A 14,269-nucleotide genomic window follows, 5' to 3' on the forward strand; every position below is an offset into this window, starting at 1 on the left:
ACACTTGGCCGTGCATATCCTGCGCCAGAATCCTCGGCGCCGAATGCAGCAAAACCCTGCATCCCGACCATCCAATGACGACGAGAATACAGGGTTTTGCGAAGGTTGCCCGAAGCGCTTGCTGCCTTTACGCAGGTTTTACGCAGCGGCGAACTGTTCGCCGATCTGCGCCTGGGCTTCGTTCATGCCCTTATTGCGCATGTCATCGCCCTTGGCCAGCCCTTCCGCACGGACGAATTCGATGTCGGTGATGCCCAGGAAACCGAACATCACTTTCAGGTAATCCTCATGGCCTGCACCACTCGGCTGCCCGGCGTGCACACCACCGGCGGTGGAAACGATCACCAGCTTCTTGCCACCGCACAGGCCTTCGAAGCCCGCTTCGGTGTAGCGGAACGTCTGGCCGGCGACGGCAATGCGGTCAATCCAGGCCTTGAGTTGGGTCGGAATACTGAAGTTGTACATCGGAGCGGCGATGACCACCGCATCAGCGGCCAAGAACTCGGCCATCGCCGACGCGCTGAGATCCGCTTCGTGCTTCAGGGCCGCGTCACGCAGTTCGGCACTGGTACCGGCGGCGATCAGGGTCTGGGCGGAAAAATGGCTGATGGCATCGGCGGCCAGGTCACGGTAGGTGACGGTGATGCCTGGCTCGGCAGCTTTCCAGGCTTCAACCACTTTACGGCTCAATTGGCGGGAAGCGGAGTTGTCGCCGAGGATGCTCGAATCGATGTGCAGCAGTTTCATATCAATGCTCTCCAAATGAGGACCGCAACCAGGCGATCAATTGGCGACTATCCTATCGATGAAGCCAATGATCGATAAGTCAGCATAAATGCGATAGTTTGTCCCACTCACAGGACAATCGAGTTCACCATGCAAGACCTCAATGACTTGTACTATTTCGCCAAAGTCGTCGAAGCCGGTGGTTTCGCGGCGGCCGGGCGCTTGCTGGGCATTCCCAAATCGCGGTTGTCACGGCGTATCGCCGAGCTGGAAGAACGCCTCGGCGCCCGGTTGCTCCAGCGCACCACCCGCCAGTTGAAATTGACGGCGGTTGGCGAACGTTATCTGCGCCATTGCCAGGCCATGTTGCTGGAGGCCGAGATGGCCGACGAAGCGGTGGCGAGCATGTCCAGCGAGCCCCGCGGCCGATTGCGGGTGTCCAGCCCCGTGGGCCTGGCCCACCAGTTCCTGCCAGTGGTGATCGAAACCTTCCTGGTGAAATACCCCTTGGTGCAACTGGACATGACCCTGCTCAACCGCCGGGTGGACCTGATCGGCGAAGGCATCGACGTGGCGTTGCGCGTGCGTGACCTGGGGGACGAAGACCCGCTGTTGATGACCCGGCGTTTGCGCCGGGCACGACTGATGCTGGTGGCCAGCCCGGCCTTCGTCGAAGGACGGCGAATCGAGACCCCGAACGATCTGGAAGCGCTGCCGGTGCTGGGGGCGTTGGAAGCCGATCGCCTGGTGCATCTGCGTCTGGTCAAGGCCGATGGACAGCGTGTGGAACTGAGCCTGGAGGCCCGCCTGGGCATCGATGACTTCATTGTGCGTCGGGCCTGCACCCTCGCCGGCCTGGGCTTCACTTTATTGCCGAGCATGTATTGCGAGCAGGAATTGCGGGACGGCACACTGGTGGAACTGCTGCCGGGATGGTCGTTGCCCGACGGCTGGCTGCAGGCGGTCTACCCGCATCGGCGCGGCATGTTGCCAGCGGTGCGCGCCTGGATCGATCATTTGGTGGAAGCCTTCGAGGGCTGTGGAGATAGAACGCTATGAGTTTGAGCGAAGAGGATGTCGCGCAGTTCTGCCTGGGCTTGCCCGGTGCCAGGGAAGACTACAAATGGGGCGGCGTGCGGGTGTTTTCCATTGCCGGGAACAAGATGTTCGCCCTCCAGGGCCTGCGGGGCGACTCGTTGGCGTTCAAGGTCGACAAGGATCTGTTCCTGGGTCACTGCGACCGGCCAGGCATTCACCCCGCGCCTTACCTGGCACGGGCCCAGTGGGTCATCATGCAGGTGCCCTACCCGCTGGGGGCCGAAGAACTGCGTGGCCTGCTGCAACGCTCGCATCAATTGGTGGTCGGCAAGTTACCGAAGCGTACCCAAGTTGGGTTGTTGCTGTAGTGGCGGCGCGACTGAACCAACGCCATCGCGAGCTCGCTCCCACAGGTTTGAAGTCGAGCTGGCTGTCTAGGACAACGCCAACAGAAAACCGCCCAGGAATAACTGGTCGATCCAGAACACCTGGTGCAACAGTACGATGAACCAGAACACCACTTGAAACGAGACTTTGCGGGTCTTGTGGCGAAACAGCTGCTGGGCCAGCAAGGCTCCAGGCCATCCGCCGGCCAGTTCCAGTGCATGCAGCACGTTCTCCGGGGTGCGCCAGGCCTCGGCGCGCGCCTTGCGCTTGTCGCTCCAGTACAGCAGGAACGCCACCACACTGACGACGCCGTAGGCTGCCATCGGCACCCACGACACCGCCCGCAGCCCGAACAGCAGCGAGCCGAACAGCGGCAAGGCGCAGAGCAGCGCAAAGACCATCAGTTTGAGCCGCAGGTGCTGCACACCGCCGCCGGCATTGCCCCCTGCGCGTTTACGGGCGCCCGAATCGTTCATGGCTTGGCGGCGGTCCAGTCCACCCAGCCGAACTGCCAGGTGGCCAGGATCAACAGGCCAAAGGCGATGCGATACCAGGCGAACACGGCGTAGCTGTGACTGGCGATGAACCGCAGCAGGCCCTTGACCGCGATCATGGCGAAAATGAACGCCGTGACGAAACCAATCGCGAACACCGGGAAATCCGCCGGAACGAACAGTTCGCGGTACTTGTAGCCTGAGTAGACGGCCGCGCCGACCATGGTGGGCATCGCCAGGAAGAACGAGAACTCGGTAGCGGTTTTGCGCGACAGGCCAAACAGCAAGCCACCAATGATGGTCGCACCGGAACGGGAGGTGCCCGGGATCATCGCAATGCACTGGGCCAGGCCGACCTTCAACGCGTCCTTCCAGGAGATCTCGTCCACCGTTTCGGCGTGCACCTGGTGCTGGCGCTTCTCGGCCCAGAGCATCACCACACCGCCCACCACCAGCGCGGCGGCTACGGTGATCGGGTTGAACAGATAGTGGTGGATCCAGTCGGCAAGCAGCACGCCCAAGACCACCGCAGGCAGGAAAGCGATCAGCAGGTTGGCGGTAAACCGGCGGGCGCCGGGTTGCGTCGGCAGGCCCAGCACCACGTCGAAGATCTTGCGCCGAAACTCCCAGACCACCGCGAGGATCGCGCCAAGCTGGATGATGATGTTGAATGCCATCGCTCGTTCGCCACCGAACTCGAGCAAGTCGGCGACAATGATCTGGTGTCCCGTGCTGGAAATCGGCAGAAACTCCGTCAAACCTTCCACTACGCCAAGAATCAGTGCCGAAAAGGCAGTCCACAAATCCATTCATCCCCCAAAAAAGACGCTGTTCATGCAGGTCTTATCAATATTCAAGTGTCATGCAGGTACACGCAGCGGCTGCACGATAACCGCGACCTTTCAAAAAAAACCAATGAAAAATCAGAACAGGCTCAGGTTTTGCGCTGCGGGGCCGAAATCCTATCAGACAAGCCCTGATAACGCTGCCGCGTTATGACCCAGATCAATCATGGATAGCCGCCGGGCGCTAAAGTGCCGGCCGTCGTTAATGACAAGAATAAGAACCCGGAGTGACAGCGTATGAATAGCTTGCGCAGTGTGTCGATCAGCCGACGCTTGTGGCTCATCCTGATCGTGGCCATCGTGATGTTGTTCACGCTCGGCGCGTTGATGCTTAAACAGATCCACACCGACCTCTATCAGGCAAAAGTGCAAAAAACCCAGCACGTGGTGCAGACCGCCAGCGGTGTGCTGACCTACTACCATGGTTTGGAAACCGCTGGCACCCTGACCCGCGACGCCGCGCAAAAACAGGCCCTCAGCGCCGTGCGTGGCCTGCGCTATAACCAGAGCGACTATTTCTGGATCAACGACCTGACACCGGTCATGGTCATGCACCCGACCAATCCGAAGCTTGAAGGCCAGAACCTCTCGGCCATCCGTGACCCGAACGGTTATGCGCTGTTCAACGAGATGGTTGCCATCGCCAAGTCCAAGGGCGCCGGCATGATCAACTATCTCTGGCCGAAACCGGGCGCCGAGGCCCCGGTGGGCAAGACCTCCTACGTCCAATTGTTCGAGCCCTGGGGCTGGGTCATCGGGTCGGGCGTGTACATCGATGACGTCCAGGCCGAGTTCCAATCCCAACTGATCAAGGCCTCGGTGGTCGGCCTGGTCATCACCCTGCTCATGGGCCTGCTGTTGACCCTGATCGTACGCAGCATCGTCGGTCCGTTGCAGGAAACGGTGAACGCCATGGCCAACATCGCCAGTGGCGAGAGCGACCTGACCCGCACCCTCGACACCCACGGCCAGGACGAAGTCACCCAACTGGCCCGGCACTTCAACGCCTTTACCGCCAAATTGCGCCAGGTGGTGAGCCAGTTGCAGGAGTCGGCCAGTGCACTGGGGCAATCTTCCAGCGAATTGGGCAACGACGCGGCTCAAGCCCAGGAACGCAGCCAACAGCAGTCGCAGCAAATGGAACTGGTGGCCACCGCGATCAACGAAGTGACCTATGGCGTGCAGGATGTGGCCAAGAATGCCGAGCACGCGGCCAGTGAGATGCGCGACGCCGAATCCCAGGCCCAGCAAGGCCAGGTCAACATCGATGGCAGCTTGCAGCAGATCGACCGCCTGTCCCAGACCATCGATCAAGCCGTGGAAGTGATTCGCACCCTGGCGAGTGAAAGCACCCAGATCGGCAGTGTGCTGGAGGTGATTCGCTCCATCGCCGAACAAACCAACCTGTTGGCCCTCAACGCCGCGATCGAGGCCGCCCGTGCCGGCGAGCAAGGCCGAGGCTTTGCGGTGGTCGCCGATGAAGTGCGGTTGCTGGCCCAGCGTACACAGAAATCCACCGCCGAGATCCAGGCGATGATCGAGCGCCTGCAAACCCATTCCGAAGCCGCCGTGAAAGTCATCGGCGACAGCAGCCGTGCCTCGCAACTGACCATCGAACAGGCCGGCCTCGCCGGTGCCAGCCTCAACGCCATCGGCCAGGCCCTGCGCAACCTCAACAGCCTGAACGCCTCCATCGCCAGCGCCACCCTGCAACAGGCCCATGTGGTGGAAGACATCAACCAAAACGTCACCCAGGCCGCCGGACTGTCCCACAGCACCGCCATGGCCGCCGAACAATCCAGCCAGGCAAGCAGCCGCCTCAAGGCACTGAGTGAACAGTTGAACGGGTTGCTCAAGCAATTCCGAGTCTAAAGATCGGTAGATGATCCCTGTGTGGGAGCGGGCTTGCTCGCGATGGCGGTCGCACATTCAGCATTGATGCAAGCTGACCCACCGCTATCGCGAGCAAGCTCGCTCCCACATTGGTTTGGTTCCAAGCTTGGTATTCACAGCTCCCACATTGGTTTTGCATGGGTCTCAGGTTGGGTGTCAACCCCGAATCCCTTGTGGGAGCGAGCTTGCTCGCGATGGCGGCAGCCCATTCGACATTGGTATTGGAGCTCTCCACGCCATAGCGTTTACAATCGCCGCCCTCTCCTCTTTCCCAAGGAACCGCCATGTCCGGGCTTGAACTGTTTGCCGCAGCCCTCGGCGTGATCGCCGTCTGGTTGACCGTCAAGCAGAACCCCTGGTGCTGGCCGATCGGCCTGGTCATGGTGCTGCTGTACAGCTGGATTTTTTTCGAGGTGAAGTTGTACTCGGACATGCTGCTGCAGGTTGTCTACGCGGTGCTGCAACTCTACGGCTGGTGGCAATGGACCCGTGCCGGGCGCAATCATGATGGGCGCCAGGTCAGCCGCCTCGGTGGACCATCGGTGTTGCTCGGCCTGGCCATGGGCGCGGCGGGCAGCTTGCTGTTGGGTGCCGCCATGGCCCACTGGACCGACGCCGCCCAGCCCTGGCTCGACGCCGCGCTCACGGGGTTCAGCCTCGTGGCCCAGTGGTGGATGGCGCAAAAACGCGTGCAATGCTGGCCGCTGTGGATCGCCCTGGACGTGATCTTCGTTGGCTTGTTCATCTACAAGGGCTTGCACCTGACCGCCGCACTCTATGCCCTGTTCACGCTGCTGGCCGTGCAAGGCTGGCGCGAATGGCGCGCCGACCCGGCCCTGCGCGCATGAAGGTGGTGGTCCTGACCGGCCCGGAATCCAGCGGCAAGAGCTGGCTGGCGGCGCAATTGCAGGAACACTTCGGTGGAATGCGGGTGGATGAGTACGTGCGCCATTTCATGGAGCAGACCCAACGCGATACCTGCCTGGCCGACATCACCGACATCGCCTCCGGCCAACTGGCCTGGGAAGACCAGGCCCGTGCCCATCGGCCGGCGCTGCTGATCCTCGACACTCACCTGTTGAGTAACATCCTCTGGAGCCAGACCCTGTTCGGCGATTGCCCGGAGTGGCTCGAACCGGCGCTGCTGGCCCGTCATTACGACCTGCACCTGTTGTTGAGCCCTGAGCAGGTCGAATGGACGGGCGACGGTTTGCGTTGCCAGCCCGAGTTGACGGAACGGCTGACGTTTTTCCAGGCGATCGAGACTTGGCTGAGGCGACATCGGCAACCTTTCCAGATCATTCAGGGCAACTGGGTGCAACGCCGCCAGCAGGTGTTTACAGCCGTTACCCAACTGCTTGAAGCCTGAGCGCCGCTTGATTTGTTTCACTTCTGAAACAGCGCACTCGTACCAAACCCTGATTCAACCCCGTTTCATGCCCTTGTCATCAAGACTGTCAAGCTGCTGAAACACTCGCCTGAAAGCCTGGATCCAGAGCCCTGGAACGGCTGATGGCCATTTGGCCGTCATGCGCCTGTCTCAACGCTGAAACAGTATCCCTTCCCGGCGCTCCCTGCCTTAATCCAACCCATTGAATTGGCAGGCATTTCAAAACACGGCACAACACCTGCTCTTCCTCATTTCGCAACGCTGGACCAGGGCCAGCCCACCGAAGAAGGAATCGATGCCGTGGGGACTTTCAAAAGAAGTTTGACCTGTCTGCTAGTGATCGGCTGCGCCGCCAGCGCAACGCTCAGCCTGCCAGTACAGGCCGAGGGCAACGGCGTCATCGTGCTCAGCCGTGACGTACAACCCATCGCAATCGGTCGCAACGGCGGCAAAGACCCCTACCCGACCACCGTCAATGCCAACCCCTCCGCACGAATCAACCAAGCGACCGCCAGCACCGAACTGAGCGATGGCGAGTTCGCCAGCGTGGCCAGCGGCTCGTCGATCCGCAACATTGTCACCCCCAATACCGGTGTGCAGGGTTTGAACGTGGTCACCAACCCCAACGGCATGCCGGGCATGAATGCCGGTCACGGTGGCGGTAGTGGTGGCGCGATCTCCGGCACCATCAACCGCTCGTTGAGTTCCGGCCTGGCCCCGCTGGGTCGGCTGGCGGGAGGACAGTGACATGAAGCCCGTGCTGTTCCTACTCGCCCTGATCGTGCTTTCCCTGCTCAGCTCTTTCACCGTATTTGCCGATTCGGGTGTTGCGGTGGTCAGCAGCGCCAACCTGCAGGATTCCGGCAGCCATTACACCGGCAACTTCAACGTCAACCAGGCGGCCGGCGACCAGATCCAACAAACCAACACCCGGGCCATCGCCATTGGCAGCCACGCCCAGGCAAGCACCCACGTGCAGCAACGTGTCGACACCCAGGCCAACCCTTCCATGAACGCCACCGCCCGCATCGGTGGCCACTCCTTCAGCAACGGCAACGGCGTGCTGGGCCTCAACCAGTCCGCCGGGGCCAACAACCAGATGGCCAATGTCATGCGGGTGGGCATCAGTGCTCATCCGCAGAGCATGGACGACAGCGCCCTGTCTCAACAGAACGTGGCGTTGTTACCGAACTCAGGAGCAACTGGCGCCCCAACCGGCAGTCGCCAGGTCGTTACCAGCGACCAGGCCTTCACCGGCAGCCGAGGGGTAATCCAGGTGAACCAGAGCGCCGGGGTGGGGAACCGAATGGCTAACACCCTGAGCATCCGGGTCGCTGATTGACCCGGGGGCTACATAAGAAAGTACCGACACTTAACCAACGACACGCAAGGAGAAACACCATGAAACCTACAATGGCACTCAAACCATTGGTTTTCGCTCTCGCCGCTGTCATGGCAATGGCTGCACAGGCTGGAGGAAACGGTAACCATAATGGCCATGGCAATGGTCACGGGCATCAGCAAGGGCCGACGCTGGACCAGTTGCTCTCCATCAGTGCCGGGGCTGGGGCCGCGGTGCTGGATGAGCAGAACAGCGACGGCAACGTGGTGACCAACCAGGCCACCAAAAACACCGCCGAAGCCAAAGACTCGCTCAATGGCAGCAACGGCAACATGGGCGCCAACATTGCCGGCGGCGACGGCAACCAGCAGGACAACGCCGCCGCCCTGGCCACCGCCGACGAAAGCTTCATCTTCGGCTCGGCTGTCGCCGCCTCCAGCGCCACGCAGGTCAATAACAACAACTACGTCAAGAACAACTCCACGCAAAACAACGCCTCGCTCACCAATGCGGGCAACAACGGCTCCGGCAACATCGGTATCAACGTGACCGCCGGGAACTTCAACCAGCAGAAAAACAACCTGGCCATCGCCGTATCCGGGGGCCGTGTCGCACAGGCCTCGGCCTCGGCTGACCAGTCCTCCACCGGCCTTGTGGTCGACAACAAAGGCGTGCGGACCTACAAGACCGACACCCTCACCAGCACCTACAGCGCCTCAGGCACATTCAAGGCCAAAGGTACCGGTACCGCCGAAGACAACGATCATGGCGGCTGGGACAACAGAGGCGGCTACGGCGGCGGCCATGATGACGACAAGTTCAAGTTCTCCGCCGTGGGGACTTTCGAACTGGCCGGCAGCAACACCCAGCAGGTGCTGACCCGCGACGGTTGGAAAAACCCTGTGATCAACAACGCCACCATGACCAACTCCATGAACGGCTTCTCCGGTAACGGCGGTGCCAACGTGTCGGCAGGCGTGGGCAACCAGCAAAGCAACTCGCTGTCCATCGCGGCCGGCTGCAAGGCTTGCATGTAAAAAAGTACCACTGTGGGGGTAGTAGCTCTGTGGGAGCACAGCTTGCTCGCGATCGAGGTCGTCACGTACGGCCCCTCTGCTGGCTTTAAAACCGCTATCGCAAGCAAGCTTTGGTCCCACAGGCTCGCCCCCACAGGGGGCTTTTTCCTGGACGTCCACTAGGCGTATTGATCATGCGTGTCACTGCCGTTTCCCTGCTGCTCTGCCTGACGTGTATGGCTGAAGCGGCGCAGATGCCGGTCGCCGCCCTGCCTGGCGGCATGCTGGTCTACAAACCGGTGCAAAGCGTACGCGAGCGTAAATTCAGCGACATCGTCGAGCAGAAAACCGATTTCAGTTGCGGCGCCGCCGCGCTGGCCACGGTGCTGCGCCAGGCCTATTGGCTTGACGTCGATGAAGAGCACGTCATCAAAGGCATGCTGGTCAATGCCGACCAGAACCTGGTTCGCACCCAGGGGTTTTCCATGCTGGACATGAAGCGCTACGTGGAGACCATCGGCATGCGTGCCCGAGGCTATCGCATACCGCCAGAGAAACTCGAAGCGGTGACGATTCCGGTGGTAGTCCTGATGGAAATACGCGGCTACAAGCACTTCGTGGTGTTGCAGCGGGCCGACAAGCAATGGGTCTACATCGGCGACCCGGTGCTGGGGCACAAGCGCTACACCCACGATGAGTTCGTCAAAGGCTGGAACGGCATCGTCTTTGCGATCGTCGGCCCGGGCTACGACAAGACCAATGCACTACGCAGCCCTCCTCAACCCCTGACAGCCCGTAACAAGCTGGACGGTTTCAACCCGGTCAGGGATGCGGAACTGATGGACTTCGGCTTCATACAGAGCGACTTTTTCTAATCGCCGACCACTGCCAACAATAAGTACAAAAAAGGAGCAGGACGCTCCGGGAGCAGCACATGAAAACGTCACACTGGCTGTCGCTGGCCTGCCTGCTCGCGACCGCCTCGGGCTATGCCCATGCCGGCTTCAAACCCATCGAAGTCAAGGACCAGGAGCTTGCCGAGCTGCGCGGTCGTTATGTCATGCCCGGCCGAGTCATCAGCTTCGGCATCGTCATGAGCAGTACCTGGCGCAACGCCAGCGGTGACTTGATCGGCGCTACCAGCACCATGCAGATCCAGGCCGCCACCGTCAAACCCGAGTTCTATGTCTCCACCATCAAGCAGACCGGCAATGGCAGCGCCCCGGAACAGGGCAGCGGCAACATTACCGGTGGCGCCGGCCTTGGCACGAGCCAGGGCGTGACCCAGAGCGTGCGTGCCGCCGGCGACGGCAACACGGCCTACAACAACGTCAACATCAATGTGAAAGAGAGCAACCAGGCGCCGGCGCTCGTGCCTTCCCAGGGCCAACTGCTGACCAAGGGCCAGACCATCAGCGGCAGCAACGCCGCCGGTAGCGTCGCGGTCACCGCCACCGGCAACGGCGTGCAGATGGCGATCCAGGCCAGCCACAACCAGGGCGGTACCCTGCAACAAGTGGCCCAGGGCGGCTTGCTGCAGAACACTCGCCTGCTGGGCAATAGCAACCTGGTCAACAACATGACGCAGCTCAACGTGGTGCTGAACAACAACGGCCCCAGTGCCGGGGCATTGGACTGCAACCTGACCCAACTGCGCGGCCTCCGTAACCTCGGTTATTGAACTACGCTGATCTCCGACCATTGGGCAAATAGGGACGGCATATTTCATGTATCGATCCGTATCGTTGCGCGCTGTGATGTGTTTAAGCACGTTGTTCCCGGCGGCCGTGCTGCAGGCGGCCCCGGACGCCGACATCGAGGCCCTGAAACAGGAACTTCTTGAGCTCAAGCAGCGATACGAGGTCCAGCAGAAAGCCCTGGCGGTGCTCGAACAGCGGGTCCGCCAGGTAGAGGACCAACCCACCGCGCCGCAGCCCAAGCGCCTGGCCAAATCCCCGGCCGACATGAAAGGCAACCAGACCGTGGCCGGCGGTGGCGCGACAACGGCCGGCGGCAGCGGCTATGGGCAATCCCTGGCCGATGACTCCCAGCCGGCCCAGAGTGTCTCCAATCTCTATGACGAGGCCAGCGGCTTCTTCGGCGGCGGCAAGTTCAGTTTCGAGACCGGCGTGACCTATTCGCGCTACGACACGCGGCAACTGATCCTCAACGGCTTCCTGGCCCTGGATTCGATTTTCCTGGGCAACATCAACCTCGACCGGATCAAGGCCGACACCTGGACGCTGGACCTTACCGGCCGCTATAACTTCGATAATCGCTGGCAGTTCGACCTCAACGTGCCGGTGATCTACCGCGAATCCACGTATCAGTCAGGCGGCGCGAACAACGGCGCGGCCGGAGTCACCAGCGAAGAAACCGTGACCCGCGACCCGACCATCGGCGACGTCAACTTCGGCATCGCCTACAAGTTCATGGATGAGTCGATCAACTCTCCGGACGCGGTGGTCACCCTGCGGGTCAAGGCGCCCACCGGCAAGGACCCGTTTGGCATCAAGCTGCGCCAATCCCAGGCCAACACCAACCTGTTCGTACCTGACGACCTGCCCACCGGCAACGGCGTGTGGTCGATCACGCCTGGGCTCTCGCTGGTCAAGACCTTCGACCCGGCGGTCCTGTTCGGTACCCTGTCCTACACCCATAACTTCGAAGAATCGTTCGACGACATCAGTTCCACAGTCAACCAGAAGGTACCGGGCAAAGTGCGGATCGGCGACAGCTTCCAGCTCGGTGCGGGCATTGCCTTCGCCTTGAACGAGAAGATGAGTATGTCGTTCTCGGTCTCTGACCTGATCCAAAAGAAAAGCAAGCTCAAACAAGACGGTGGCGACTGGGAATCGGTGACCTCCAGCGATGCCAACGCCGGTTACTTCAACATTGGCATGACCGTCGCCGCATCCGACAACCTGACCATCGTGCCCAACCTGTCCATCGGGCTGACCGACGATGCGCCGGATTTCACCTTTAGCCTGAAATTCCCGTATTACTTCTGATGCCCTCAGGGATATGTGATGGACACCTATCCCAAGGGCACTGCACAACCCTTGTGGGAGCGAGCTTGCTCGCGATAAGGTTTTTTCAGTCAGCATTGTGATACTGAATGAAAGACCGCTATCGCGAGCAAGCTCGCTCCCACAATGGGTTGTGTGTAGGCTGTTCTAGCGAATCTGGTGCTTGTGCAGCAAACGATAGAACGTCGGCCGGGATACGCCCAGCACCCGGGCAGCCACGCTCAGGTTGTCGCTGTGCCGGTTGAGCACATCGCTCAAGGCCTGGCGCTCTGCGCGGGTCTTGTAATCCTCCAGCGTGCCCATCGGCGCCGCGACGCCCTGGTGGCTGGCCAGGCCGAGGTCCCGGGCTTCGATTTGCCGCCCTTCGGCCAGCACCAGCCCGCGACGGACGCGGTTGGCCAGCTCCCGCACATTCCCGGGCCAGTCGTGCATGCCCATCGCCACCAATGCATCCTCGCTGAAGCTGCGGGGGCGGCGGCCGGTTTCCTGGCTGTAGAAATGGGAAAAGTGACTGGCGAGCATCGCCAGGTCGCCATGGCGTTCGCGCAAGGGCGCCATCGCCACTTGCAGCACGTTCAGGCGGTAGTAGAGATCTTCGCGAAAACGCTTTTGCTCAATGGCCGCCTCAAGGTCCACATGGGTCGCCGCCAAGACTCGCACATCGACCGCAATCGGCTGGCTGCCACCGACCCTTTCAATGTGTTTTTCCTGCAGGAAACGCAGCAGGTTGGCCTGCAGCTCCAACGGCAGGTCACCAATTTCATCGAGAAACAGCGTGCCCCCGTGGGCTGCCTCGATCCGTCCGATCTTGCGTTGGTGAGCGCCGGTAAACGCGCCCTTTTCATGCCCGAACAGCTCGGATTGGATCAGGTGTTCCGGAATGGCGCCGCAGTTGATGGCGATGAACGGCTTGTTGCGCCGATGAGACTGACAATGCAGGGTGCGCGCCACCAATTCCTTGCCAGTGCCGCTTTCGCCGCGAATCAACACCGGCGACTCGGCAGGCGCCAACTTGCTCAATAACTTGCGCAGTTCGCGGATCGGCTTGCTGTCACCCAGCAGTTCATGTTCGGGCCGATCGATGTGAATCGAGCCCTGCCCCCGCAAGCGCGCCATGCCAAACGCCCGGCCCAGTGTTACTTGGACCCTGGACACGTCGAACGGCAAGGTATGGAAGTCAAAAAACCATTCGCAGACAAAATCACCGACGTTTTGCAGGCGCAATACTTCCTGGCTGAGCACGGCGATCCATTCGGTGCCGCTCCGGCTGATCAACTCCTTGACCGCTTCCGGACGCTCCAGGTGAAAAGGCTGCAAACGCAACAGGCCGACGTCACAGGTTCGATCGCCGGCGTGTTCGAGGGCACAACTGTCCACGTCCCAACCAATGGCACGCAGACCTGGCAATAAGCGATGACAATCGTCGCAGGGATCAACCACGAGCAGACGACGTGACGTACTGGCTTCGATCATGACTGATCCTTGGCGCCAAAATAAAGAAATATGATTAGAAACAGTCGTTTGGCAAACCTGCATGTAACAGTAGCAAGAAGTTGACGCGCCCTTGTATCAATTGATTATCGAGAACACGTCAAAGTGGTTATAAGCGAGCGTTTCGTTAGTTGTTGCGGGCGGTTTTCTTTCAGGAAGCTTTCAAACAAAAGAGCAAAAGCCTGGTCTGAAAGAAAATCGAAATTTATTTAAATAATGTGTGACCCGCCTACGGGTTCGGGACATCAGTACAAGTAACCAGCCGCACGGTACGCCCAACCGACGGCACATCATTTGTTTGGGCACACTTAAGAGAAAATGCCATGAACGCCCCGCTCCGTATCAACGAAGCTCTTTTGATTGCCGACCGCGCATTCCGTCCTTTCCAATGCGTGGCCTGGGCTCCACAAGACGGTAACGGCGAACTTAGCCTGACCGTCATCGACCGCACCAATACCCATATTGGCCGCACTCAGATTCCAAGCAGCGCCTATACCGACCCGGTCCAACTGGCCGATCTGTTGAAACAGGCCCGTGCCGAATTGAGCCAGGAAGGCTACACCTTGCAATCCTGGTCGATGCCTGAATAAAACGCCGCCAGAGCCTGTTATCGATTGC

At 60.5% G+C, this 14,269-nt stretch carries 16 protein-coding genes; 12 read left to right on the forward strand and 4 right to left on the reverse strand.

Annotation, left to right across the window (positions count from 1 at the left end):
* Positions 1 to 138 precede the first annotated feature (138 nt).
* Positions 139 to 747 (reverse strand): FMN-dependent NADH-azoreductase, encoded by a 609-nt coding sequence (locus J4E63_RS14140; protein ID WP_207282371.1) that lies wholly within the window; start codon positions 745 to 747, stop codon positions 139 to 141.
* Positions 748 to 876: 129 nt separating this feature from the next.
* Between J4E63_RS14140 and J4E63_RS14145 the strand changes: the two genes are divergently transcribed.
* Positions 877 to 1,785, forward strand: a complete 909-nt coding sequence (locus J4E63_RS14145) for a LysR substrate-binding domain-containing protein (protein WP_207282372.1) — start codon at positions 877 to 879, stop codon at positions 1,783 to 1,785.
* Positions 1,782 to 2,132 (forward strand): MmcQ/YjbR family DNA-binding protein, encoded by a 351-nt coding sequence (locus J4E63_RS14150; protein WP_060742546.1) that lies wholly within the window; start codon positions 1,782 to 1,784, stop codon positions 2,130 to 2,132. The genes J4E63_RS14145 and J4E63_RS14150 overlap by 4 nt, the downstream gene beginning before the upstream one ends.
* A gap of 66 nt (positions 2,133 to 2,198) precedes the next feature.
* Here J4E63_RS14150 and J4E63_RS14155 read toward each other — a convergent pair whose 3' ends face one another.
* Positions 2,199 to 2,627 (reverse strand): DUF1294 domain-containing protein, encoded by a 429-nt coding sequence (locus J4E63_RS14155; RefSeq protein ID WP_207282373.1) that lies wholly within the window; start codon positions 2,625 to 2,627, stop codon positions 2,199 to 2,201.
* Positions 2,624 to 3,454 (reverse strand): undecaprenyl-diphosphate phosphatase, encoded by an 831-nt coding sequence (locus J4E63_RS14160; RefSeq protein ID WP_207282374.1) that lies wholly within the window; start codon positions 3,452 to 3,454, stop codon positions 2,624 to 2,626. The genes J4E63_RS14155 and J4E63_RS14160 overlap by 4 nt, the downstream gene beginning before the upstream one ends.
* 273 nt (positions 3,455 to 3,727) lie before the next feature.
* Here J4E63_RS14160 and J4E63_RS14165 point away from each other — a divergent pair, with 273 nt between their 5' ends.
* The 9 genes from J4E63_RS14165 to J4E63_RS14205 all read left to right on the forward strand — a co-directional run bounded on the left by J4E63_RS14165 (position 3,728) and on the right by J4E63_RS14205 (position 12,142).
* Positions 3,728 to 5,362, forward strand: coding sequence for a methyl-accepting chemotaxis protein (locus J4E63_RS14165; RefSeq protein ID WP_192260439.1), 1,635 nt, complete (start codon positions 3,728 to 3,730; stop codon positions 5,360 to 5,362).
* 305 nt (positions 5,363 to 5,667) lie between these two features.
* A complete protein-coding gene (gene pnuC, locus J4E63_RS14170; protein ID WP_207282375.1) occupies positions 5,668 to 6,231 on the forward strand; it encodes a nicotinamide riboside transporter PnuC in 564 nt (187 codons plus the stop codon).
* Positions 6,228 to 6,752 (forward strand): AAA family ATPase, encoded by a 525-nt coding sequence (locus tag J4E63_RS14175; protein WP_207282507.1) that lies wholly within the window; start codon positions 6,228 to 6,230, stop codon positions 6,750 to 6,752. Before pnuC ends, J4E63_RS14175 begins: the two co-directional genes overlap by 4 nt.
* Positions 6,753 to 7,073: 321 nt before the next feature.
* The gene (locus tag J4E63_RS14180; protein ID WP_207282376.1) at positions 7,074 to 7,520 is read left to right on the forward strand and encodes a hypothetical protein; all 447 of its coding nucleotides are present in this window, start codon (positions 7,074 to 7,076) and stop codon (positions 7,518 to 7,520) included.
* 1 nt (position 7,521) lies between these two features.
* Positions 7,522 to 8,115, forward strand: a complete 594-nt coding sequence (locus J4E63_RS14185) for an adhesin (protein ID WP_207282377.1) — start codon at positions 7,522 to 7,524, stop codon at positions 8,113 to 8,115.
* A 59-nt stretch (positions 8,116 to 8,174) separates the two neighbouring features.
* Complete coding sequence (locus tag J4E63_RS14190; protein WP_207282378.1) at positions 8,175 to 9,152, forward strand: heme utilization protein; 978 nt, start codon at positions 8,175 to 8,177, stop codon at positions 9,150 to 9,152.
* 173 nt (positions 9,153 to 9,325) lie between these two features.
* Positions 9,326 to 10,006, forward strand: a complete 681-nt coding sequence (locus J4E63_RS14195; protein WP_060742554.1) for a C39 family peptidase — start codon at positions 9,326 to 9,328, stop codon at positions 10,004 to 10,006.
* Positions 10,007 to 10,065: 59 nt separating this feature from the next.
* Positions 10,066 to 10,812 (forward strand): hypothetical protein, encoded by a 747-nt coding sequence (locus J4E63_RS14200; protein ID WP_207282379.1) that lies wholly within the window; start codon positions 10,066 to 10,068, stop codon positions 10,810 to 10,812.
* A gap of 46 nt (positions 10,813 to 10,858) precedes the next feature.
* Positions 10,859 to 12,142 (forward strand): hypothetical protein, encoded by a 1,284-nt coding sequence (locus J4E63_RS14205; protein WP_207282380.1) that lies wholly within the window; start codon positions 10,859 to 10,861, stop codon positions 12,140 to 12,142.
* A gap of 165 nt (positions 12,143 to 12,307) precedes the next feature.
* On the opposite strand, the gene J4E63_RS14210 is transcribed toward J4E63_RS14205, so the two are convergent.
* Positions 12,308 to 13,633 carry a sigma-54 dependent transcriptional regulator gene (locus J4E63_RS14210; RefSeq protein ID WP_192260445.1) on the reverse strand — a complete coding sequence of 442 codons (1,326 nt, stop codon included), beginning with the start codon at positions 13,631 to 13,633 and terminating at the stop codon, positions 12,308 to 12,310.
* Positions 13,634 to 13,974: 341 nt separating this feature from the next.
* Between J4E63_RS14210 and J4E63_RS14215 the strand changes: the two genes are divergently transcribed.
* Entirely contained in the window at positions 13,975 to 14,241 is a 267-nt protein-coding gene (locus J4E63_RS14215) for a hypothetical protein (RefSeq protein WP_013693488.1), read from the forward strand.
* Positions 14,242 to 14,269: the final 28 nt, after the last annotated feature.

This window comes from Pseudomonas sp. FW300-N2F2 (genome assembly GCF_017351655.1).
Taxonomy (GTDB): domain Bacteria; phylum Pseudomonadota; class Gammaproteobacteria; order Pseudomonadales; family Pseudomonadaceae; genus Aquipseudomonas; species Aquipseudomonas fluorescens_AA.